Annotated in this window: 22 protein-coding genes, 1 tRNA gene and 1 pseudogene; 18 read left to right on the forward strand and 6 right to left on the reverse strand. The window is 34.7% G+C overall.

Going from position 1 to position 22,530, the window contains the following annotated elements; genetic code table 11:
• The first annotated feature begins 56 nt into the window (after window positions 1–56).
• Both HCB38_RS02095 and HCB38_RS02100 read left to right on the forward strand, forming a co-directional pair.
• Window positions 57–335: a hypothetical protein gene (locus HCB38_RS02095; protein WP_185318118.1), complete on the forward strand. Its 279-nt coding sequence runs from the start codon at window positions 57–59 to the stop codon at window positions 333–335.
• A 15-nt stretch (window positions 336–350) separates the two neighbouring features.
• Window positions 351–626: a DUF3116 family protein gene (locus tag HCB38_RS02100; protein ID WP_185318119.1), complete on the forward strand. Its 276-nt coding sequence runs from the start codon at window positions 351–353 to the stop codon at window positions 624–626.
• Between the two features lie 23 nt (window positions 627–649).
• Here HCB38_RS02100 and HCB38_RS02105 read toward each other — a convergent pair whose 3' ends face one another.
• The 3 genes from HCB38_RS02105 to HCB38_RS02115 form a co-directional block, all read right to left on the reverse strand.
• Window positions 650–1,099 (reverse strand): GNAT family N-acetyltransferase, encoded by a 450-nt coding sequence (locus HCB38_RS02105; protein WP_312025794.1) that lies wholly within the window; start codon window positions 1,097–1,099, stop codon window positions 650–652.
• 18 nt (window positions 1,100–1,117) lie between these two features.
• Window positions 1,118–1,819, reverse strand: coding sequence for an SGNH/GDSL hydrolase family protein (locus tag HCB38_RS02110; RefSeq protein WP_185318121.1), 702 nt, complete (start codon window positions 1,817–1,819; stop codon window positions 1,118–1,120).
• A 91-nt stretch (window positions 1,820–1,910) separates the two neighbouring features.
• Complete coding sequence (locus tag HCB38_RS02115; protein ID WP_185637414.1) at window positions 1,911–3,590, reverse strand: DUF6044 family protein; 1,680 nt, start codon at window positions 3,588–3,590, stop codon at window positions 1,911–1,913.
• Between the two features lie 488 nt (window positions 3,591–4,078).
• On the opposite strand from HCB38_RS02115, the gene HCB38_RS02120 reads away from it, so the two are divergent.
• The 5 genes from HCB38_RS02120 (at window position 4,079) to HCB38_RS02140 (ending at window position 11,159) form a co-directional block, all read left to right on the forward strand.
• Entirely contained in the window at window positions 4,079–8,770 is a 4,692-nt protein-coding gene (locus HCB38_RS02120) for a Cna B-type domain-containing protein (protein WP_185637416.1), read from the forward strand.
• Window positions 8,771–8,861: 91 nt separating this feature from the next.
• Entirely contained in the window at window positions 8,862–9,137 is a 276-nt protein-coding gene (locus tag HCB38_RS02125) for a hypothetical protein (RefSeq protein ID WP_185318124.1), read from the forward strand.
• Window positions 9,138–9,320: 183 nt separating this feature from the next.
• The gene (locus HCB38_RS02130; RefSeq protein ID WP_185637417.1) at window positions 9,321–10,025 is read left to right on the forward strand and encodes an HAD family hydrolase; all 705 of its coding nucleotides are present in this window, start codon (window positions 9,321–9,323) and stop codon (window positions 10,023–10,025) included.
• A gap of 110 nt (window positions 10,026–10,135) precedes the next feature.
• Window positions 10,136–10,552, forward strand: coding sequence for an Rrf2 family transcriptional regulator (locus HCB38_RS02135; protein ID WP_185318126.1), 417 nt, complete (start codon window positions 10,136–10,138; stop codon window positions 10,550–10,552).
• A gap of 13 nt (window positions 10,553–10,565) precedes the next feature.
• Complete coding sequence (locus HCB38_RS02140) at window positions 10,566–11,159, forward strand: class I SAM-dependent methyltransferase (protein WP_185637419.1); 594 nt, start codon at window positions 10,566–10,568, stop codon at window positions 11,157–11,159.
• 63 nt (window positions 11,160–11,222) lie between these two features.
• Here the strand turns inward: HCB38_RS02140 and HCB38_RS15175 are convergent, their stop codons facing one another.
• Window positions 11,223–11,363 (reverse strand): zinc ribbon-containing protein, encoded by a 141-nt coding sequence (locus tag HCB38_RS15175; RefSeq protein ID WP_376740668.1) that lies wholly within the window; start codon window positions 11,361–11,363, stop codon window positions 11,223–11,225.
• Window positions 11,364–11,609: 246 nt separating this feature from the next.
• On the opposite strand from HCB38_RS15175, the gene HCB38_RS15055 reads away from it, so the two are divergent.
• The 3 genes from HCB38_RS15055 (at window position 11,610) to HCB38_RS15065 (ending at window position 12,641) form a co-directional block, all read left to right on the forward strand.
• Window positions 11,610–11,780, forward strand: coding sequence for a DUF4236 domain-containing protein (locus tag HCB38_RS15055; RefSeq protein WP_260483819.1), 171 nt, complete (start codon window positions 11,610–11,612; stop codon window positions 11,778–11,780).
• Window positions 11,781–11,950: 170 nt separating this feature from the next.
• Window positions 11,951–12,325 carry a hypothetical protein gene (locus HCB38_RS15060; protein WP_260483821.1) on the forward strand — a complete coding sequence of 125 codons (375 nt, stop codon included), beginning with the start codon at window positions 11,951–11,953 and terminating at the stop codon, window positions 12,323–12,325.
• Complete coding sequence (locus HCB38_RS15065) at window positions 12,315–12,641, forward strand: hypothetical protein (protein WP_260483823.1); 327 nt, start codon at window positions 12,315–12,317, stop codon at window positions 12,639–12,641. Before HCB38_RS15060 ends, HCB38_RS15065 begins: the two co-directional genes overlap by 11 nt.
• A gap of 63 nt (window positions 12,642–12,704) precedes the next feature.
• Here the strand turns inward: HCB38_RS15065 and HCB38_RS02155 are convergent.
• Window positions 12,705–12,794: transfer RNA gene (locus HCB38_RS02155), tRNA-Ser, on the reverse strand.
• Window positions 12,795–13,594: 800 nt separating this feature from the next.
• Between HCB38_RS02155 and HCB38_RS02160 the strand changes: the two genes are divergently transcribed.
• The 8 genes and pseudogenes from HCB38_RS02160 to HCB38_RS02190 all read left to right on the forward strand — a co-directional run bounded on the left by HCB38_RS02160 (window position 13,595) and on the right by HCB38_RS02190 (window position 20,507).
• A complete protein-coding gene (locus HCB38_RS02160; RefSeq protein WP_185637422.1) occupies window positions 13,595–14,206 on the forward strand; it encodes a hypothetical protein in 612 nt (203 codons plus the stop codon).
• 21 nt (window positions 14,207–14,227) lie between these two features.
• Entirely contained in the window at window positions 14,228–14,593 is a 366-nt protein-coding gene (locus HCB38_RS02165) for a hypothetical protein (RefSeq protein WP_185538193.1), read from the forward strand.
• A gap of 162 nt (window positions 14,594–14,755) precedes the next feature.
• A pseudogene (locus HCB38_RS15140) lies at window positions 14,756–14,969 on the forward strand (hypothetical protein).
• A 259-nt stretch (window positions 14,970–15,228) separates the two neighbouring features.
• On the forward strand, window positions 15,229–15,762 hold the full coding sequence (locus tag HCB38_RS02170; protein WP_185318129.1) for a DUF3267 domain-containing protein: 534 nt from the start codon (window positions 15,229–15,231) through the stop codon (window positions 15,760–15,762).
• Between the two features lie 63 nt (window positions 15,763–15,825).
• The gene (locus tag HCB38_RS02175) at window positions 15,826–16,743 is read left to right on the forward strand and encodes an aldo/keto reductase (protein ID WP_185318130.1); all 918 of its coding nucleotides are present in this window, start codon (window positions 15,826–15,828) and stop codon (window positions 16,741–16,743) included.
• 265 nt (window positions 16,744–17,008) lie between these two features.
• The gene (locus HCB38_RS02180; RefSeq protein WP_185637424.1) at window positions 17,009–18,886 is read left to right on the forward strand and encodes a heavy metal translocating P-type ATPase; all 1,878 of its coding nucleotides are present in this window, start codon (window positions 17,009–17,011) and stop codon (window positions 18,884–18,886) included.
• A 98-nt stretch (window positions 18,887–18,984) separates the two neighbouring features.
• Window positions 18,985–19,713: a DUF2238 domain-containing protein gene (locus HCB38_RS02185; protein WP_185318132.1), complete on the forward strand. Its 729-nt coding sequence runs from the start codon at window positions 18,985–18,987 to the stop codon at window positions 19,711–19,713.
• Between the two features lie 143 nt (window positions 19,714–19,856).
• Window positions 19,857–20,507, forward strand: a complete 651-nt coding sequence (locus tag HCB38_RS02190; protein WP_185637426.1) for a transaldolase family protein — start codon at window positions 19,857–19,859, stop codon at window positions 20,505–20,507.
• 38 nt (window positions 20,508–20,545) lie between these two features.
• Here HCB38_RS02190 and HCB38_RS02195 read toward each other — a convergent pair whose 3' ends face one another.
• Window positions 20,546–22,366: an LTA synthase family protein gene (locus HCB38_RS02195; RefSeq protein ID WP_185618599.1), complete on the reverse strand. Its 1,821-nt coding sequence runs from the start codon at window positions 22,364–22,366 to the stop codon at window positions 20,546–20,548.
• Between the last annotated feature and the right edge of the window lie 164 nt (window positions 22,367–22,530).

A 22,530-nucleotide genomic window follows, 5' to 3' on the forward strand; every position in this document is an offset into this window, starting at 1 on the left:
GTTTTTTGTTGTCATCCAATTTTATGTTAAGCTTAGAAGGAGTAGGAGGGGTTATGATGAAAAGGAACTGGCAAGATTTTGTTGCATTTTTACTAACAATCCTAACTGTAACTTGGATAATTTTAACTTGGGGATTACATATTTCAGATATTGTACCAGGAGGAGAGAAAGGTATCTTTTATAAATTAATTCCACTTTTTTTAGGAATTATTTCAACAATTAGTGTCTTTTTTGTGAAAGAAAAATTGATAAAATGGATGTTGCTTGGTTTTAATATTTTATTACTCATTTTAATTTATTTTGTATACCATATTGGGGAAATAGGGATGTTGTAAGCGGAGGTTGATAGAATGGATGAGCCTACGGAAGCGGTAATCTATCAAATTTTATCTAAAACAGAAGAAAAAAATGCGACGATGGATCACTTAGTTTTTGAAATGATGCAATTTCCGGGAGCCGCTGCATTTACGAAAAATGAATTACTTCTTGGCGTCTACTGGTTAGAAATGTTTCATTATATTTTTCGAAATACAGAAAATCACACTACAAGATATTTTCGAACAACAAAAGGTCATGAAAAATTGGCAGAATTAGAACTTGAAAAAAAGAAAGGCTTGAAGTCCTAAAAAATAGGACTTCAAGCCTTTCTTTATATATATTTTGCCATAGTGATGTCGGTATTTTTAAATCCAACTTTATTATACAATTTAATGGCGGTTTGGTTATGAGCGAAAACATGAAGTTCGATTTTAGTAATGCCCATTTCTTTTGCAAGAACATCTAGCGCCTCAAGTGTTTTCGTACCAAAACCTTTTCCTCGAAATGCTTCGAAAATCACAAATTCATAAATGAAAGCCTGTTTTTCATCGACATGAAACCATAAATAACCGATTTTTTGGTCAGTGAAAATACTATAGAGATGCTCATTCGGTGTAGTAATTCCGTCATATAGTAATTTGTTGAAAGAAGCTTTTGAATTGGTTAAGGCTTCCTCTTTGGTCCATGTGCCGGCTGCTATTTTTTCTGCGGCATAGTCTGGAATTGCTGTAGTTAAAAAATCTTCTAAATCAGAAGCGGTCATTTTTTGTAAATGTAAGATAGGATTTCCTCCTTTTATTTATGCTCGATGAAAACTTGCATATTGGATGAATTTACGTGACATTTTAATGTGGCCTGCTTCATTCGGATGAATGCCATCAGCGCAAAGTAAATTTTCATAATGGAATTCGGCAAGAAAGCTATCGCGAATATCGATAAGGTGGCTGCCTGTTTCGGCTGCAATCTGCGAAATAGCATTACTATATCTTTCTTGCCAGCGGTAAATCATCTCTACATCGCCGCCCAAAAATCGCAAAATATTATCTTTGTTCAGCCCATCTCTTGTAATGAAATCAAAATAACGTTTCGCGTGAAGAGGGGGCAATGTCATTAAAACAGGTTTAATATCCAGTTTTTTTAGTCGTGCAATCATTTCAAGAAGTTGGGTTTCAAAAATGTTAATTGGTGTACGCGGAATGTGTTCAGCTGTCGGATTTTCGGACACTTCTGCCCAATTGAAATCACAGTCATTTCCGCCAAATTCGATAATGGCAATATCGTTTGTCGCATCTTTCGCTAAGTCTTTTGTCAGAATTTCGTGACCTTTTGTTATCGTTCGACCCATTGTGGAATGATTTTGAAAAGTCAGGCCAAGTTTTTCAGATGCTCGTTTAATGCAGTTGTTTTTAAGCAAAGTATAGCGGTTTTTTTCTGGATTGAAAAGAACGCCTTTCATAATACTATCGCCCCAAACACCAACTGACTGAATGGTTTTCTTCATAATCATCACTCCTTTCATTTATCATACCATAAAAAAAGCAAAAGACCCGTTTTGCATCCTAAAAAGAGGATTAAACGAGCCTTTCTGCTTTTTAATCTGTAACCTTATATAAATAAATTTTCCAGTAAGATGCTTTGTTATTAAATGCTTTTTCGAATGTTAGTCCAATATCAGAAGCATTGTCAATTGGAACGGCAGACAAGATATACTCGCCGCCAACTGCTTTAAATGCATCTATATTAAAGTCTAGTTTTTTAATATGCTTTTTCGAATCTTTGCCGAAATCGTAATTTTTCCCTAACTCAGCAGAAAATAAATAACAACGATTTCCCCAGTTATCATAATAATCTTTTAGAACGGGGCTTTTGTCTAGCTCTTTAGCGATGATTTTCCGAAAGGCTCTTTTATAAGTAAGCGGATAAGAATTAACATAGCCATCCACAGTGTAAAAGCTATTTTCTTGAGAAACAGATGGATGGAGTCCGATACTACCAACGCGGTAACTTGATTGTGGTTTACCGATATAGTTTTTAATTTCTGTAAATTGCTCTGTTGCATAAAATTGATTGATAGTAGGGGAACCATTTCCAACCCGGTAGTAAATCTCAGAGTTATTCGCGAAAACGACGACAAGTTGCAACACAATTGCTACATACGCTAATTTGCGCCACCAATTTCCTTTTTTGATTAAATAAACGATTGCGATTGCGAATAAACCATAAAATAAAAATGGTTGTAAAAAATGGAATCGCGAAAAATTAAATGTCCGCATGATTTCTACATTTTCTTTGATCCAGTTCCAGCCACGATACCACCAAAAACCGTACCAAAATGATAAAAATACATTTAACCCTAATAACCATAAAAAAAGCTTTTCTTTAACCCATTCTCGATTAATAATGATTAACACAAGCACAAGTAATAATATGGGCAAAATAACATATCCAGCCAATGCCTGATCATGCGTATGCCCTAGAATGAAATTTTTAAAACTAAGTCGAATTGAACTTAAAAATGATAACCCTGGTAAACTAAATTCGCTTCTTGAATCTGGTATCGGGTTCAAAAACATTGCGTAAATAAAACGATAATTTACAAGTGCATACAACAAAACCATATAAATCATACTGAGCAAAAAGCGAATATTAACCTTCTTTTCCTTAATGACATCATATAACCAAATACAACTAACCATTACTAAAAAGAAACAAAATCCTAAAATTAGACTGGAATAAAATGGTAGCAGTGTCAGTATAATTATATTCCATATCCGCCGCTTGTTATTTCTAATGTTTAAAAATGCCCATAAAGCTAGTGGCATCCCTAGCGTACTAAGCATACCTGATGGCCAAAAAGGCGTGAGTGCAAAAGCTAAAGAAACAAAATAAAGTGGCACGAGATATTTTTTATCTTTTATAAGATAATCCCTTGCCCATAAAAACAATCCTAAAAATGCAAATACACGAGTAATCAACTGGCTCACCGCAAACGCAATAGGTGTACTGAAAATCACATAAAGCCAATCAATTCCAACAAATTCTGAATCAAATGAATCTCGTGGAACACTATCATCCATTATTTGATCAATATTTGCTGTCCCAACTTTGGCCGTATAGTCCCCGCTATCCAAGACCATTTTGTACCATGTTACATTAGAATCTAAATTATCATGTATCCGCACGTGACTATTCCCGCCAAGAATAAACAATGGAGCGACATAAATTACCAATAATAATACTGCAATAATTAGCCACTTATGCTTTTTCCACATAGTTCTCCTCCTTCTTTATCTCTACTATATATGTACCCAAGAAAACTATTTTCAATTATACCAAAAGAAACTACATTTGTTCATTATGAATTGTATTGTTAAGTCAGCAAAACCCAAGATTTTATAAGCTAAGTATGGAAGAGGAACGAATTTGGGTGAACTTATTTACTAGTCTTTTTTAGTACTAATTTAAGTTTACCTCGTGAAATAAATTTCTGTTTTTATCTTTACAAATGGCTTCATACCAACAGCAAATTCATTTATGTCAAAATAGACACAATTTAATTTGCTTTGGAGGAAATCCTGCTTTGTAATCTAGTTCTCTTAAGTGTTTTTAAATAGTATCATACTGGATAAGTATTGTAGCTTAGCATAAATTTTGGAAACAATAATTTACAAATAAGCAATACTACAAAAGGAGAATAACAAATATTACTTTAAAGTTTTGGTGAAGTCAATTTGTTATGTTCCAGTGGGGGAGGATTACTATGTTGAAATATAATTGGCAAAAACTGTTTGTTGCAATCGTTGCGATAGCATTAGTTTTCCAATTAGTACCGTGGGCAAATATCTTTGCAGATGCTAACGGAAATAATCAAGAAACTGTAAGTACAAAAGAAAATAAAGAGAAGATAGATACTACAGTCCAAAATAATCAGCTATTAAAAAGCGGGACAAATTGGACGTTTTCAAATAAAGTAACTGATGTTAACGGGAATACAAAAGCAGAATACCAACCAGGAGATACTATCAAGTTGGCAGTAAGTATAGCGATCCCATCTTATTCGGAGTCGGTGTTAAATGATACGTATACATTTTGGATGCAAAAGTCCTTTTTCCAAGGAGATAAAGCAACCTTTGTTAATCCAGTGATTGACGGAATGACGCCGAAGCAGTATATATTCACAGAAGATTCCATCAAGAATCCTACTGGAAGCAAGATAATTGATGGAATTGAATATGTAGGTTATACACTTCAATTTAATAAAAACCCCGAAGTTTTAGAGAAGTATGCAAATGAGCCATTAACGAATGCAAAATTTGATATGTTCTTTACATTAAGCTCAACAATCTCTCAAAAAGATGTTTATACACCAATTATTATTGAAGATAATAGTGATATTAAGATTAGTGAAATTGAAATACCAGTAACGCCGATAACTCCAGATGACAAAGATGGAGTGATGCGTACAGTTAAGAAATTGGAATCTGCTTGGCGAATGGATTCAAATACTGGAAATTATATAAAAATAGCGGATAATCCTGAGAATTATGTTCCGCAAAATGGGGATTTGGTGTATTTCAATATTTATACAAATAACTATTCTGGAAAAACAGCAGTAGTTAGCAAAATGACGGATGAACTTCCTTCAGGTTACGCTATTCTTGAAGAAGATTCTACGGAATGGCAGGCGTTAATAAAGGCAAGCGGAAGTCAATTACAAAGAGGCTGGAAATTATCTGATGATCAAACGAACCTAGCACCAGGAGCAAAAAGATATGATTTTCCATATGATCCAGCAAAAGAATTTGCACCTAATGGAGGAGAGAATAGAGGACTTGCGGCTAAAGTAGTAGACGTAACCAAAGACTTAACTAATATTGCAAAAGTTCCTTCAGCTGGCGGAGAAGGTTCCACAGGGTCCGTAACTCCTAGTGGAGAAGATATTTATGATATGGCTTTAAAAACCAAAATTACTGAAACTTACGATAAAAATAATAAATTTGTAGGTAAAGTTGCTTCAGATGTTACACCTGTTTCTATTTCAGAAGGAGCAACAGTTAGTATTAATTATACAGCAGTTAACCAAGGCAATTATACGAAAAATAATGTAATCTATGCCTATATTCCAGCAGGTTTCGAACTAAATAACGAAACTGATACATTTAAAACAGCCAATCAAAAATGGAAATATGAAAAAACAGTTTCCAAAGATAAAGGAAATGGAGTATGGAGCGATATCAAAGTCTATTCTTACACATTACCAAGCGGGATAGAATCGGGCGGAAATAAATCTGCTTTACTCTATGCAAAAGCACAAGGTATGCCAGATGATGGTTCATATGAGTCAACTGATTTTTATATAGCTGGAGAAATTGGCTCATTCTCTAATTTTAATGGGGATACTACGCTAGATGGAAGCATTACAGATGTAGATTCTACGCCAGATATGAATCCGGGTAATGATTTATTAAGTAACGTTGACGGAACAGTAAAACCAATTGATAACTTTGAAAAAGAAAAAGCACATGTAATTAATCAAAACGCCAAATCAACCACTGTTTTGCAGGATGAAGATGATTTTGATTATGATTATGTAAGTTTTATTGAACCACCAGTAGTGATTCCAACGAACGGTAAAATACTTGAGAAAAAACGCTTATCTGCCGCAAAAGCACAAGAAACTGCACGTAATTTGTTAGGTGTGGATATTGTTGGAAAAGAGTTAAAGGATTATGTTCCGCTAGCTGATGATGGAGTGATTACTTCTCCAAAAACATATATGGTTTATGAGATGGACATTAATCCAGATGGCATAAAAGATACACTAAATTCCACTATTACTGATACCTTACCAAAAGGGTTAAAAATGTTGGAATATGATATTAATAGTTTAAATTCAAGTAATAAACATATATATGGCTTTACAATGAATAAGTATGAGGGGACCCCGAAATATACCAATGCAGATGGAGATGATGTCATTGTTTATGAAGACGGATTATACTCTAGTAAGCAAGTCTGTATTGCGAATAGTACTTTAAATGATATCGGCGTTAGATATTTCGGAAATAATGCGGAAAAAATGGGTGTGACTGGTTCAGTAACAAATGATGCTCGTACATTAACACTTAATTTTGGACAGCCATCGACGGATCCGTTTTATAATGAAACAAAAGCTGCGTATAAAGTGTACATGATTGTCATTATTGATCCTAATGAAATTGATTACAGTAGTATCATGCAAAATAAAGCAACTTACACTTATAATGAAAAAGAAATTGTTTCTTATGAAAATAGTGAAATGAGTTGGGCTGCTGGCGGCGGGACTGCTTATGCTAAAAAATATGTTTTAGATGATAAAACGAATAATTATTTAGGGGGAAGTCAGTACAGCATTGCTACACCGGATGCTAATGGTAATCTATCTGTAGATTATAAAGTCCGTGTGAGAAGTGCTTATGAATTTGATAAAGCAGCTATTAATATTAACGATAAAATTCCGGCTTCCAACTTCAAATCTATTTCAAATGTGTCAATTAACGGATTTGAAGCAACAGCTAATACCGGTTTCTTACAAAATGGAGAGCTCGAATCTCCAAAAGCCTTAGATATAAGTGACTATGCTTTAGATGCTTCTGTAAATGGCGATGAATTAACTATCACCAATCCGATTGATATTCCTCAAATGCAACTTTATAATGTTTTATTTAAAGTAAATTATAAAGACGTGAAATTTGGAACAAAACTAGTTAACCGGGCAGCTGGTTCAGAAGTAAACACGGTAGTACCACTTAAATTAAATATATTGAAACAAGACGATATTAGCAAAGTGGCACTGACAGGCTATGAATTCAAAACTTACTATACCGATGAAAATGGGAAGGCAGATTTAACGAAGCCAGTAAAAGATATTAATGGCAATGAGATTACTATAACTGACACTACTGGTGCGGCTTCATTTATCCCAGATGGTTATAAGACTTCTGCCGCCAATCAAGAATGGCAAATAGCGCTTGTTGAAACAAAAACACCAACTGGTTATGAATCAAATGAAAACAAAGAATTCCCACTTACAGTAAAGAGTGATGAAGCAGGTAATTTGAGTATTTCAACTATTAATGAACCTAATTATAAAATAAACAATGATGTAAATGGTTCAACTACCGCTGTAATTGATAATCGTGCAGACGTAAAAATGATTGATGTGAATGGGGAAAAAACATGGACTGGTGATAAAGAATCCGACCGTCCAGATTCTATTGAAGTGCAGCTTTTACAAGATGGTGTAGCATATGGGAGTTCCGTGACGGTCACAAAAGCAGACGACTGGAAATACGAATTCAAAAATGTTCCAGAAACAAATGCAAATGGAGATAAATACACGTATACAGTACTAGAAAACACCGTCACTAACTATACAAGTACTGTTACTGGTCTCGATATCAACAACACATTAATTAAACCAGATATAAAAATGATTAATCTTGACGGTCAAAAAACATGGAAAAACGATACAGAGAACGACCGTCCTGCATCAATCGAAATTCAATTACAACAAAATGGTCAAGATTACGGTTTCCCAGTTACAGTTACAAAAGCTAATAACTGGAAATACGAATTTAAAAACTTGCCTGAAACAACCAATGATGGCGTAGCTTACACTTACACAGTTGTAGAGAAAGCCGTTTCTGGCTATGAAACAAAAGTTGATGGCATGAACATTATAAATACGAAGATAGATACACCTAAGACATCTGTTTCTGGTGAGAAAACATGGGAAAATGACACAGTTAAAGACCGTCCAAACTATATTGAAGTACAACTTTTACAAAACGGTCAAGCATATGGTGATTTGGTCAAAGTAACAAAAGAAAACGATTGGAAATACAGTTTTAAAGATTTGCCGAAAGCGGATGCTACGAATAAAGATTATCGTTACTCTGTTGCTGAAATAGCAGTTCCAGGTTATAAAACAACGACAGATGGAATGAACTTAACCAATACTAAAGTAACAGATGATAAAAATGTAACTACAGCAAGCGGTACAAAAACGTGGGTAGGTGACAATGCAAAAACACGCCCAAATTCCATCGAAGTCCAACTTTTACAAGATGGTAAAGCTTATGGAACGCCAATCAAAGTAACCAAAGAAATGAAATGGAAATACAGCTTTACTAATCTTCCGGAAAAAGACGCAACTGGCAAGAAATACAACTACACTGTGTCCGAAAAACAAGTAGCTGGATACAGCGCAAAAGTAAAAGGCATGGACTTAACGAACACAAAAACTACAACAATAACACCAAAAAATACAGATTCTACCAATAAAATTATTAAACCAAGTAAAACGAAAAAATTACCTGGAACCGGTGATGCAAATGGTATGTTGTTATTTGTTAGTGGAGTAGCCTTATTATTCCTAGGTCTATACCTTAAAAGAAAAAGTGTCAAATAAAGAGCGGAGTCGACCCAAGTAATTTTGGGTCGGCTTTTTTGAACGAATTAAAATCGGGTATATAAAAAGAAATGAAATGGGGGGCTTCATAATGAAAGAAGAACTACTACAAGCAATTGAAGTTGGAGAGCCAGTTTTACTTGTGACAGCTATTGGATACATTGTTGGGATTGTAGAAACTAAAGGAGAATTGATTCGTTTGGTCGATGTATATATTAATTGCATATCAGCTTCAAGAGTGAATCGCTTTAGTCGAGGCTTGGCAGTGAATATCAACCAAGTAATCGGTATGCAACTACTAAGTAAATCAGAAAAAGATGAAATGATTGGCGGCTGGAAAGCTTATGTGGCGCCAACAGCAGGGTGATAGAAATTAGGAAAAGCTATGAATAGCTTTGACGGTCAAAATATATCACCAAACATATCCACCACAATTAGATTTAAATAAAATAGCAAAATAAATGAGAGAGCCTTGGTATCATGCTTAGGCTCTTTCTACTTTTTTAATTTAATGGTAGAGTAAAAGAAGCGAATTTTGCAGGAGGAAATGATGATTAATTTAATTTTTGATATTGATGATACTGTCTATGACCAATTAAAACCATTTGAAGCGGCCTTTAAAACCATTTTTGGGAAAACTGACCGCCTGAAAATTGAAAATTTATATATTAAAAGTCGATTTTATAGTGATGAAGTGTATCACAAGGTTGTTCGAGGTGAAATGCCAAAAGCAGAAATGCACGTTTATCGAATTACACAAGCATTGAACGATTTTGATTACCAAATTACGAAAAAAGAAGCAGAAGCATTTCAACGCGCTTATGAACAAAACCAACGTAAAATCGAACTTTCCCCGGGAATTAAAGAAATCCTCACATGGGCTAAAAAGGAAAATATAACGATGGGAATTATTACAAACGGACCCAAAGACCATCAACAACACAAAATAAATGATTTACAAATAAACGACTATATTCCAGCTGAACATACTTTTATTTCTGGCGGAGTAGGTATCGAAAAACCAGATAAGAAAATATTTAAGCTAGTAGAGGAACAAATCGGTATTAATAGCGCGGAAACCTATTATATTGGTGATTCTTTTGAAAATGATGTGATCGGTTCAAAAAGTGCCGGCTGGAAATCAATTTGGCTGAACAGACGACAACACATACAACCTAAAAATGCCGCTTACCAACCAGATTATTGTATTAAAAATGAACAAGAACTAGCTGCTTTATTGCAAGATTTATTTTAAATGCTAAAATCTTTTCCTTTTTTAGGGGAAGGTTTTTTGTTGTAAATTGACAAATTTGTTTAATAAGGATATTATAGAGTTATTAAGTCTTTAATTAAGAAGGTGAAAGTATGAAATTTTCAAAAGCCACCAATTATGCGCTACATACGATGGTTTATTTAGCGAATTTGTCTCCAGAAAAATCGGTAGGCGTGAAAGAACTTGCGACAAAGCAAAATGTTTCGCCGACGTATCTTTCTAAAGTGTTAACAATGCTAGTAAAAGCTGGTTTCATTGAGTCAGTAACAGGTGTCAATGGCGGTTATAAATTAGCCGAACCAGCAAGTAGTATTAGTTTTTTAGATGTAATTCATGCTATTGAAGGGAAAGGCGCTTTATTTCACTGTGATCCTAAAAACCATAGCGAAAGTCAGCCGCACTGCTTAATCGGCGAAGTGATGAATAAAGCGGAGCAACAAATGGAAGACTATTTAAGCAAACAGACAGTAGGTAGTATTGTCGTAGAAATTGAAAAACATCAACATTAAAGGAGTGCTAAAAATGAATCACCACCATCACCACGGGGAAGCTGGTTTTAAGAGGAAAGTAGCTTATTTGGATCGACCAGAGCGAAGCGAAGTGCTGTCACCAGAGGAACTTTTACAAAAAGTCCCAATGGAAAAAACAGCGAGTATTTTAGATTTAGGAGCGGGAACAGGATTTTTAACGATTCCAGCCGCGAAATTGGTTGAAAATACCGTTTTTGCATTAGATTTAGATACGAAAATGCTAGAATTAATTGAGGCGAAAGCGAAAAAAGCTGAATTAACCAATGTAAAAACATTAGAAGCGAGCATGGATGATATTCCGCTTGAAGCTAGTTCGGTGGATGTTGTGCTGGCATCGCTCGTGTTACATGAAGCGGGTTCACTTCTGGATGTTTTGCGTGAAGTAAGTAGAGTCGTGAAACCAGGTGGCTACTTTGCTACCATAGAATTTGATACACAAGGAACGGATTTGAAAGGTCCCCCAATGGAAATTCAAATTTCAGCTGAAAAATTGAAGGAAGAGCTTGCAGAGGTTGGATTTGAAGTAGTGCAGAACTGGGAGCTTGATGAGGGAATGTATGTGAGTATTGCGGAGAAGAAGCAATAGCAAATCCACTCAAATTGCATTTTGTATTAAAAAAGAGTAGGTGCTAAGTCTACTCTTTTTTGCTTATTTACTATAATTAGTATTCTGGCATTTAGGGCATGGTGGGAGTTTATCAGTTCTATCATTAAGAACAACTTTTTGAGCGCACATAGTGCAAGTGTAAGTTCCAGTACCAGGTTTTTCGCCAGTTGAATGCATTGCCATTTATATCACCCTCTTGGTATTAATATAAATTATTTTTTTAATAAAACTTTATTTTGTGCAAATAAGAACATTTTTTGTTTCAAATTTGAAATTTTTATAAATAGGGAAAAAACAGCAAATTTCATGATATAATATTTCTTGATACATATTTCACAAAGAAAAAATTTCTTTATTAAAATGATAGGTAAACAGAAAATAACACACCGATGGATGTTGTATTTAATATGTTTGAAAAGGAGAAAAACTATGGGAATTAGGTTAAGAAAAAGTATTAATTTAGGTGGCGGTTTCCGAGTTAATGTAAGTAAAAGTGGAATCGGTTATAGCTGGGGGGTTAAGGGAGCTAGAGTCACTAAAAAGCTAACGGGAATACAAGAACAACTTTTTCAATACCAGGAACAGGAATTTCATATGTAGATGAGACAAAAAGAAATCGAGAAAATGAAAATTCTGATAGAAGAATAAATCCAAATACTTATGAAGTAGATATTGACTTTGAAAGTACAGAAAAGGTTAATGTTAATGCGTATCAACCGGCGGAATATAAAGATTTACTGAATAGTATCCGAAGGGTTCAAAACATTAATTTGCTCAGTACAATTTTGATTTTCACCATTCTTCTAGCTGTAACACCTATTTTCTTGATTACAGGAATTGCAGGTATTGTATTAAAGAAATACGTTTATGTGAAATTACCTATTAGATTAGACTATAATTTTGATGAAGAAAGTAAAGATTCTTATGATAATTTGTGTAAAATTTGGATGAGTTTAAATGAGAATAGCAGGTTTTGGCAAACTATCTCAGCGAGTAGTCTAAACGAAAGATTTAGTGGGGGAGCTTCTCGTGGTATTGACCGTATATCTTCCAAAGCAATTAATAGAATGCCATATTTCTTGAAAGCAAATGTTAAACCATTTGGATTACAGCTACGAAAGCAAAAACTATTTTTTGCCGGATAAGTTACTAATAATTTCGGGACGTAAAGTTGGGGCTTTAAACTATTCAGATATTAATATGGACTTAGGTACAACAAATTTTGTTGAAACTGATCCAGTACCAAAAGATGCAAATATTCTTTATTATACTTGGTTAAAAGTGAATAAAAATGGAACTCCGGATAGAAGATTTAAAAACAATCATCAAGTACCAGTTTGTCAATACGGCTCGGTTCTAATTGAATCAGGAAGCTCGTTGCACGTTGAATTAATGTGCTCTAACTCTGATACAATTGAAAAAATGGAACATTTTGTAAATAAAGTATTGAAAAAAGAGTGATTTTACTTTCATAAAAATAAAAAGGTCCATTGCTTAAAACGGCAATGAACCTTTTTATTTCTACGGAGAAACGGGGATTCGAACCCCGGCGCGGCATACACCGCCTAACAGATTTCGAGTCTGTCCCCTTCAGCCGGACTTGGGTATTTCTCCATGTTGATATATCAACGTTTCGAAATAAGTGTGAATTTTTTTGACTATCATTTTGACTATCAAATTAATTTCAACAGATTTTATTTTAGCATAAAATCGAAAAAAAGAGAAGCTGTGGAATCTTTCTTTTCTTGTGTGACTTGGGTATAAATGTTAGGTGTTGTTTATATATCTGCAATATCAAAAAGTTATTAAACTGGAAATGATGGTTTTCCTGAAATATGAAAAAACTTTTAACTGTCAGAGTTTAGTTACTTCAAAGAACTAGAAAGACATAATACTTTACCCGCGAGTTAGGGGTTTTTAATGCAAAGAATTTTCCGAACATGAGACTCAAGGGAGCGACCATATAAAATTGTGAGTAGTTGAATGAAATTACTGATACAATAAACATTTCTGCAATTATTACTTGAGCATTTGCTAAGAGTCAATAATTTTAAGCATTAGCGAATAATTATACACTTTTATTCATTCGGATAACAGAGGAAGTGATAAATAATTAAATTAAATGCATAAAATTAGCCTATTTATATTTGAGTTAAATGAATACATGTGTAATTTTTGTGACATCATATAAAGATAGTGCATAAATCATGCATAACAACCCGAAATGAGTATTGTATTTTAGCAAAAAAAACAATATTACACATATTGTGTAATAATAATTCTAAACAAGTCTGGTTTTTAGTCGTTCATGACAAGAATCGGACATTTCATTACATTTTTGGTTATACATCGTTTTTTTATGATACACTCATTTTGAAAACTAGATTAAACATAAAAGGGAGAGAAATGATATTATGAAAAAGTTTTTTTCTAAGCATTTGATGGGATTAATAATAGTTGGGCTTTTGGTAATAAGTCCGATTACACATGTATCTGCAGCAGTAAGAAATATTGATACAACTCCAGTTATTACTCAAAAAGAAGTTGAAAGTGGTATACAAGATAATAGCGATCAATTACCAGACGAATTCATTGTTAGAGATCAAACCAGTTCAAATGAGTCATTTAACCAAGAAAAACAGCTATTAAAAAGTGCAAGTCTAGGCTATGAAAAATGGACAAAAGTATCAACAACAAGAAAAGTATCAAAAGGATTTATTGCATGGCACCCTGGCTGGAAAAACTACCAATATAACGTTTCCGCATATTATTTTAGTAAGGCTAAAATGTCTGTCTCCGCGAGCATTGGTTATGGCAAGTTTAGTATGTCTGTTTCAAAATCAGGTTCAAACGGACAAATTGTTAAAGCGAATCCTAAAAAGTGGACAAGACCTGCCATATACGGAAATGTAGATGTTGCAAAATATACAGTAAAAAAATATAATGGTGCTGGAATATATACAGGGTCAACAACAAAATATACAAGTACTGCTTCGAGTACGTATGTCCAAAGCCGTAATAAATAAATCGAAAAGAGAGCTAATTGAATGAAAAAAAAGTGGTTAATTTTAATATTATTGATAATAGTTATTTGCGCTTCAGTATTTGGGATAAAGTGGTTGGTCGATAGAAATAACATCGTTGGAATGATACAGGTTGAAGGACTTGTGTATGTTATGACGAATGAACAAGCGAAGAAAGAAGATGCTTTGGAAAAAATTGGTGAGATAAAGCAAAAAATAAAAAGATATGAAACACCAGACAAAGATTTTACTTCTAATTTATTAGATGAGGAATCAGAACTTTATAAAGCGAAAAATGGGGAAGATTATCCTAGAACCATTTTGTATAAAGAGGATGGTAAGTATTACATTGCATCGGAAGCTGCTGAGCAACCAAATCAAAAGCAATAGTAATTTTTACACTGTAAGATTACTAGATAGAACTAAATAAAGTCTAATTAAAAAGTATGCTTAATAGCATGCTTTTTAATTTTAAGAAAGTAGAGTACATTTTCTTATTTTTTCTCGAAATGCGAATAAGAAATGACAAGAATATATAATTAAGATGATGATATTTTAGAACATTCGAAATGTTAGCAGACGCATTAAAAAGAAATAAGTCAATAGAAATACTTTTTTTAGAATAATCATCACGGAAGATACAAGTATGTAGTTTTTATTAATAACGAAAGAAACATAGTTCAACTACAATGTGTTGACAAACGAATAACCGACATTAATTATAGAAAATATTGGTTGTTGCAAGATTCTGACTGAGTGTATATAGTTTTATGATTTTGGATACATCTATAAATTTTTGACTATCATTTTACAACAAAGTTTAGATGATTGCCAGAAAAGAAGATAAATACAACCTCTGAAAGTAGCTTTAAATAGGCATTTTAGAGGTTTGTAGAAAGCAACAAAAGAAAAACTTATCATCCTCTTTAGCCGTAATTGGGTATTTCTCTACTTTGACATAGAATGCCAACAAGAAGTACTGTATAATTAAAATACCAGTGTTTTTTATAAAAGGAGCGTGCTAAATGGAAAGAAAATTGGTTCAAGAAATTAATTTACTAGAAAATAAAAAATTGGTTATGAATTTGAATATTGTTGCGATTGTTATTGTGCTTGTATTAACTGTTTTAGGATTTGTTTTTTCAGGTGGTTTTGCAATTACGAATGCTTTTATGGGGATTATTTGGATGTTTGGTGGTTATGCAGTAGCTATTGTTCTTCATGAAGCCGTACACGGGATTTTCTTCAAAGCATTTTGTCCAAAAGCAAAAGTGAAATTTGGTTTTAAAAATGGAATGGCTTATGCGGGAAGTCCAGGAGCATTTTATTCGAGAGCACAATTCTTTATTATTTCGATTGCGCCATTTATCGTTCTTACGGGATTGTTCATTTTTCTGCGCTTTCTTGGAGTAAACGAAGCTGTTCTATATTTGATTTTTGCGCTACATACGTCTGGTTGCGTCGGGGACTTTTATTACTGCATTCTTTTGATTAATCAACCAGCCGGAATCGTTGTGGAGGATACGGATAAAGGAATTAGTTTTTATTCAGAAGGTTAAGTTTGGTAACGATTTCAACAAAGTGTTAGAATAAGGATATACTTTTAGAAAGAGGTGCTTGATTTGAAACGAATAACAATTGGAAATAGTGATTTAACAGCTTCAGAAATTTCGCTAGGATGTATGAGAATGGCAGATCTTAGTAAAGAAGAGGCGAATAAAGTAATTAATACAGCACTTGAAAACGGTATTGATTTTTTTGATCACGCGGATATTTATGGCGGCGGTAAATCAGAGGAAGTCTTTGCTGATGCAATTGATATGAATGCAACTGTTCGTGAAAAAATGATTCTTCAATCAAAATGCGGAATTCGTCAAGGATTCTTTGATTTTTCAAAAGAGCACATTATTTCTTCTGTGGAAGGTAGCTTGAAACGCCTGAAAACAGATTATTTAGATACACTATTACTTCATCGTCCGGATACACTTTTTGAACCAGAAGAGGTGGCAGCGGCTTTCACAGAGCTTGAAAAAAGCGGGAAAGTTCGTCATTTCGGTGTAAGTAATCAAAATCCCGGGCAAATCGAATTACTGAAAAAATACGTAGACCAAGAATTAATTGCCAATCAACTGCAATTTAGTATTATGCATACAGGAATGATTGATACTGGTTTTAACGTAAATATGACGATTGATCCTTCTCTTGATCGCGATGGCGGGATTTTGGAATATAGTCGCTTACATAATATGACTATTCAAGCTTGGTCTCCGTTCCAATATGGTTTCTTTGAAGGTGTATTTTTAGATAACGATAAATTCCCTGAATTAAACAAAACAATCGATAAAATTGCTGCTGACAAAGGCGTGACTAATTCGGTAATCGCGGTTGCATGGATACAGCGTCACCCAGCAAGCTTCCAAACAGTGGTTGGTACAATGAATCCTGGAAGAATCGCTGATATTGCAAAAGCTTCTGATGTAACACTTAGTCGCGAAGAATGGTATGAAATTTACCGTGCGGCTGGAAACCAATTACCTTAAAGTAAACAGACACTTGGGCTTTTTGCTCAAGTGTTTTTTTATGTGCAATAATGATAGTGAAATTCATTCTCAATTATAAATTAATTTTATCAATTAGTTTGATATGATTTTTAAAAAATGCTATAATAACAAGTGAGTTAAAGCTATTTTCTTCGGAATTTAATTATAATAATTATTGTTTAATCTGTTTTTCGCACTTGCGAAAGCAGATTTTTGTGTTTTTTAGGGTAATGGGAATCATTATCATTTGGAGAGGATGAGTGTTATGAAAGACTGGATGGAGCGGAATTGGCAGTTTGTAACGACTGGTATTAGTGGGATTTTAATTGTTGTTGGTAGTTTAATCGGGAATGATGTCGGTGATTTTTGGACAGCGGTGATTTTCTTGAGTGCCTTTGTTATTGGCGGATTTGAACAAGCTAAGGAAGGGATAGAGGCGACGATTAAAACGAAAAAACTTAATGTAGAGCTTTTGATGATATTAGCGGCTACAGGGGCTTCAATTATCGGTTATTGGTTTGAAGGCGCCATACTTATTTTTATTTTCTCGGTTAGTGGGGCATTAGAAACATATACGACGAATAAAAGTAAGCGCGAAATCACGAAATTAATGGCTTTTCAACCAGAACGAGCTTTTCGTTTTCTTTCAAATGGTGATGTTGAAGAAGTGGCGGCAAAAGATTTGCAATTAGATGATAGAGTACTTGTTCGACCTGGGGAAAGTGTTCCAATTGATGGTGTGATTGTTCGTGGTTCAACAACTTTGAATGAAGCAGCAATCAATGGTGAATCGGTTCCAGTTGAGAAAGCTGTTGATGCTGAGGTGTTTGGTGGGACAGTTAATGTCAGCAGTGCTATCACCATTAAAGTAACGCAAACTTTTGATAATACGATTTTCAGCAAGATTATTCGCTTAGTAGAAACCGCCCAGAGTGAACCTTCAAAAACCGCTCGTTTTATTGAGCGATTTGAGGATGCGTATGTTAAAGCAGTATTATTATTTGTTTTAGTGATGATGTTTTTACCGCATTTTGCGCTCGGTTGGTCTTGGAATGAAACTTTTTATCGCGCGATGGTTTTACTTACTGTAGCTTCTCCATGTGCGCTAGTTGCTTCGGTGACTCCAGCGACTTTAGCAGCTATTTCTAATGGAGCGCGTCACGGAATTTTATTCAAAGGCGGCGTACACTTAGAAAATTTGCGCGGTGTAAAAGCAATTGCATTTGATAAAACAGGAACTTTGACAAACGGAACACCTGAACTAACAGACCAAATATTTAAGGAACACATCGATAAACAGCAAGTAATAAATGTGGCAGCAGCAATGGAGCGGCAGTCAATGCACCCATTAGCCGCAGCAATCACTAAAGCTTTGGATATAGAAGTAACGGATAAACTAACAGAAATAGAAGTAATAGATGTGCCGGGTTGGGGAGTGCAAACTAGTTACAAAGGCGAAACTTGGCAAGTCGGTAAAGCCGGTTATGTTGGGGTGGAAAATGCTGCCAAGTTTTCAAATGGCGTGTTTGAACGGCTTGCTAGCGAAGGGAAGACGATTGTATATGTCGCTAAAGCAGGCGAAATACTTGCAATGTTTGCACTCAAAGACACTTGCCGACCTGAGGCGATTCGGACCATTCAAGCTCTAAAAGCAAAAGGTATTAAAACAATTATGGTGACAGGAGACAATGCACAAACTGGCGCTGCAATCCAAGCTGAACTTGGCATGGATAGGGTTGTTGCCGGTTGTTTACCTGAGAAAAAAGTAGATGTTTTAAAAGAACTGTCCATTACTTACGGAAGCGTGGCAATGGTTGGGGATGGAATCAATGATGCTCCTGCTCTAGCTCATGCGACTATTGGCATTGCGATGGGAGAGGGCACAGATATTGCAATGGAAACAGCAGATGTTGTCTTAATGAAGAATGATTTAGAAAAGATTCCATATGCTTACAGGCTTTCCGAACGACTTCACTGGATTAGTTGGCAAAATATTTGTTTTGCTATTGCTGTAATTGTTCTTTTAATCATAGCGAATGTTTTTCAAGCAATCAATTTGCCGTTTGGAGTAGTGGGGCATGAAGGAAGTACGATTTTAGTTATTTTAAATGGGCTTAGACTACTTAAGTCCAACCGGAAATAGTGATTCATTTGACTGCTCGTCTATCTCTAGTCTAAGATAGATGAGCAGTTTCTTTTTAGAAAAAAAGGGGTATTGCATGATAGATTGGAGATGAGCGCATGAGAAAGATTAACTGGACACAATGGATAGCACTATTTGTTTTTGCATCAATGGGAATTTCAGTCGTTTTTACTATCTATGAAATTTTTACAGCGCCGATAAAGCAACCAGCAACTGGGCCGCATGTGACATTACGAGGGGATTATATCTTTTTACTATTTGAAATTTTACTAGGAATTTTTATTTTGTTATTACCTTCGATTATTGCACGACGTTTTAAATTTGAAATACCTGGACTTGTTTATATTTTGTTTATTGTTTTTTTGTACGGCTCGATTTATCTTGGAACCGTTCAAAAATTCTATTCAACCGTGCCGCACTGGGATAAAATCTTACATACTTTTAGTGGGGCAATGCTCGGAGCTATTGGCTTTTCGTTCGTTAGCTTGTTAAACGCGAATGATAAAGTAGTGATGAAACTGAAGCCTGGTTTTATCGCTGTCTTTGCATTTTGTTTTGCTGTGACGATGGGGGCATTCTGGGAAGTGTATGAATATACTTTTGACGGGATTATGAACTTAAATATGCAACGCTACAACCTGTCAAACGGTACACCACTAACTGGTCGAGCAGTTCTAGAAGATACGATGACAGACATCATTGTTGATATTATAGGTGCGCTATTCATCGTCATTGTTGGCTATTTCGCACTGAAAAAAGGTCGTCCTTGGATGGAACGTTTTGAATTTAAACGAAAAAATTGGAAAAAAGAACCCAAGAAAAAATAAAATAAAAAAAGCATTTGAGTAAGTTCAAATGCTTTTTTAGTTGCACAAAATCGCCGACAACTTTGGGGCCATGAAATGATTGACTGCTTCTTAGAACTTTTCTACACTTAAATTGAGAAGAAAACTTTTAAAGGAGTGAGGAAATGTTTTTAGATACAGGGAATTTAGAGGAAATAAAGAGAGCGCTTCAATTTCCGTTTTTTGAAGGTGTAACTACAAATCCAACCATTTTACTGAAAGAAAATCAGCCAAGGAAAACCCATATTGCTCACATTCCAGCAAAATTAGTATTTGTTCAAGCCGCGGGATTAACAGAAGAAGAAATTTGGGAAGATGTACTGCGGATTCAAGAAATTAAGCCAGCTGAAGGATCTGTTATTGGCTTGAAAATTCCTGCTCATGAAGCTGGAGTAAAAGTTATTGCTAGAGTTCGCGCTAAGTTTCCGGAAGCGATTATTTTAGCAACGGCAATTTTTTCATCTGAGCAAGGTTATATAGCGGCTCTTTCTGGGGCAGACTATTTAGCACCATACTATAACCGCATGGAAGTAAGCGGGTTAGATGCAGCAAAAACGATCGAAGAATTGCGCTATGTTCTAGATTTACAAGGTCTTGAAGATGTAAAAATCATGGGGGCGAGCTTTAAAAACAGCCGTCAAATTATGCAAGCATTAGCGAGTGGGGCGGACACAGTGACAATTGGTTATGATTTGTTCTTACAAATGATGAATAAACCACTGGCGCTCGAAAGCATTGAAAAATTTAACGAACATAATGCAGCTTTACCTAAATGAAAAAAAGTAAGTATCCAATATCATGGATACTTACTTTTTTATTTGTCCTCATCACGTAACGGTAAGTTGTTTACGTAACTATCAGAATACTGTAAGAGTTTGCGACTTGTATCGAATCTTTTCTTCACTTCTTCTGAAAGTTCTTTATTTGTTCCATTATAATTTGTTGCTGCCCCTGTTTCGAAACTCTCGTCGGGCTGATACATGTAAGAATCAGTAAAGTAGCTTCCTTCAGGCATAGTGTATCGTTCGGGAACATAATTGTTTGTTGAATTAAGAATATCCGTACCAAACATTATTTGATTGCCTGTATTAATACCTAATAAATTCATCACAGTTGGCATAATATCAATTTCGCCGCCAACATTTTTGATTTCGCCAGGATTTTTCATTCCTGGATAATGTAAGAAGAATGGAATACGATAATCATCTGCTGGATCTGCCTTAAGCTCCGTAGAACGATTAACATATTTTTTTTGCTCTTCAGGGAGTTGATCTGTTTTGATAATATGATGGTCACCGTAGAAAACAACTACAGAATCCTCCCAAATGCCGCTGTCTTTTAATTTTTGAATAAAATCACCAAGCTGTTTATCCGCATAATGAACTGCTTCAAAATAATTGCCAAGTTCTGTATCTTTTAAGTCACTTGGTAAGTTGATTTCTTGTTTTTCTTCTGGAATGTTAAATGGCATATGACTACTTACACTAATTAATTGCGCATAAAATTTTTGATTGTTTTTATATTGCTGTTCTAGGATGGGGAACGCTTTGTTATATAATACTTCATCGCTTGGAGAGAAGCCAATTACATCTTCATCACCAAAGAATTTACGATCATAAAATTTATCAAAACCAACTGCAGGATAAAATTCATCTCGATTATAAAAACTAGCGTCATTTGTATGGAAAGTGGATGTTGTATAATCATTTTTACCAAGTAGTCGAGGCATAGATGGAATGACACGGTCGCCGTAAGTTTGGGTATTTGTGTAGTAACCGCTTGGGAAAGTCGATGTATAAACAGACCATTCTGCATCAGCTGTATTTGATTTAGAAACTGTTTGGAAAAATTTATTGGAATACATTGTTTCGTTTTGTAAACTATCTAGCGTAGGAGTGATCGATTGTCCATCAATTTTAATATTAGTTAAGTTACGCTGAAATGATTCTAATTGCACGATAATTAAGTTTTTCCCTTTGGCGGCTCCGAAGTAATCAGGTTTTTCTTTTAGGTTCACGCCTTTAATATCACGAACATTTTTTGCTGTAATATCTGCAGCTTTCACGTGATCAGTTCCAGCAAGAGCAGTACTAATATTAAATGTAAAAATCCCCATCCGCTTTGCTCGTTTCGAATCGCTAATAATATTTTGTTGCATCATGAAATAAGTAAATCCACTAAGCATTAGCAAAGTACTTAAAAAAGATACACCATAAATACGTTTAGTTAGGCGGAATGATGGAAATTCATGGCCTTTTTTTATGTTGAAGTAGAGGATAAATGGCAGTAATATAATATCCATGATGTAAAGCCAATCAGTTCCACTGAGTAAACTAGAAGCGCTTGTTTTTACAACACCAACTTCGCCGATAAGCGAGAAACTATGATACGTAGGCACTTCATTATAAAAGCGGGCATAAAGTACACAAACAAGCATAAGAATGCCGATAAATAAAGACATTCCAGCATACCAATAAACGTGAGAACGAACCGGAGCAAATAAATGAATTAAGCCAAGAAGTAATACGATAAACAGCAGGTCCATTCCGAGCGCCAAGAAATTGGGGTCTTTAAAAATCTGGAAATAGGCAAAAGTGAACTTACTAATAATTAATAAAAAATAAAATAAAATCAATTGAATTCCTCTTTCTAGCATGCTTTGTGCCGAATACGCACAAATCCATTCTCTCTAATTTTAGCCTAATCATGCTTACAGTGCAAATCATGAAAGATGATTCAGATATATATGGGTAATAGGTTCTAGTTTAGGAAGTTATAATTAGTTTTTGTATTTTTTTT

The organism is Listeria farberi (genome assembly GCF_014229295.1).
GTDB lineage: Bacteria > Bacillota > Bacilli > Lactobacillales > Listeriaceae > Listeria > Listeria farberi.